Here is a 1,249-nt window from a genome sequence, read left to right as displayed (position 1 = left end):
CAGGGTGAGATCACGAACATTATTTGAGCAACCTCGACTTGATTTGTCAGACCAATTGACGAGCTGATCATGCTGTGATCTTATACTTCCTTTTTGGGAAGTAAATCATGAAGCTTGGGGCATTTGAACAACATTTCGAGAACCTTCAGGATCCTCGCCAGACTGCCAAAGTAACGCATCTGTTTTCTGACATTCTGTTTTTGCTGGTGTGCGCTTCGATTGCCGGACTGGACGGGTGGGAAGATATTGAGGACTTTGGCGAAATGCACTTCGACTGGTTTCGCAGTAAGGGATTATTTAAGAACGGATTGCCCGTACACGATACCATCGCCCGTGTGGTTTCCAGTATTGACCCGGAGCAGTTTACGGCCTGTTTCATTAATTGGATGAAGTCGGTGGTGGAGTTGTCTGATGGCCAACTCATCGCCATTGATGGCAAGCGATTACGCAGTTCCTACCCTCGCGAAGACCGCAAATCGACCATCCATATGGTCAACGCCTTTGCCACACAGAATGCCCTGGTGCTGGGTCAGGTTAAGACAGAAGATAAATCCAACGAGATCACCGCGATCCCTGAACTCCTGAAATTGCTGGATATCAAGGGGTGTTTGGTATCCATTGATGCCATGGGCTGTCAGACCGATATTGCCCAGCGCATCGTGGATAAAGGGGGTGACTATCTGCTGGCGGTAAAGGGCAATCAAGAACAGCTGCATGAGGCAGTTAAACGCGCACTGCTGCCCTACACAGATACTGCCATTGTCTGCCTGGAGCAAGGCCATGGACGCTTTGAGGCCCGGGCTTACCATGTCATGGATGTAGCCCCCCTGGCACCGCAGTTTGTGGACTGGCCTGAGCTGAAAACCCTCGGTGTAGCCATGGGCTATCGCCGTGAACCATCAGGTCAAGACAGTTTGGAATTCAGGTATTACATCAGCTCTGCCAAGCTGACCAAAACAAAGTTTGCTGAGGCAGTGCGGGGCCATTGGGGAATTGAGAACTGCCTTCACTGGGTGCTGGATGTTGCCATGAATGAAGACCGTTGTGGGATCTATCGCGGCCATGCAGCTCAAATACTGGCATGCTTTCGACAAGTCGGCCTGAATATGCTGCGCAAAGAGCAGTCCAAAAAACTGAGTATTCCCCGCAAACAGCGCAGAGCGACCGTACGTACAGACTATTTAGAGAGGGTGTTAGTGGCCGGTATGGGCGAAGTGCTCGAAAAATGAGCATTCATGCTCTTGCCCTG

General features: G+C 50.8%; 1 protein-coding gene. It reads left to right on the top strand.

Annotation, left to right across the window (positions count from 1 at the left end; genetic code table 11):
- Nucleotides 1–107 precede the first annotated feature (107 nt).
- Nucleotides 108–1,229 (top strand): ISAs1 family transposase, encoded by a 1,122-nt coding sequence (locus tag CSR04_RS24630; protein ID WP_102798998.1) that lies wholly within the window; start codon nucleotides 108–110, stop codon nucleotides 1,227–1,229.
- Nucleotides 1,230–1,249: the final 20 nt, after the last annotated feature.

This window comes from Bowmanella denitrificans (assembly GCF_002887595.1).
Classification (GTDB): domain Bacteria; phylum Pseudomonadota; class Gammaproteobacteria; order Enterobacterales; family Alteromonadaceae; genus Bowmanella; species Bowmanella denitrificans.
Note: the sequence above shows the minus strand (reverse complement) of the source record. Positions and strands in the feature narration are given on the sequence as shown.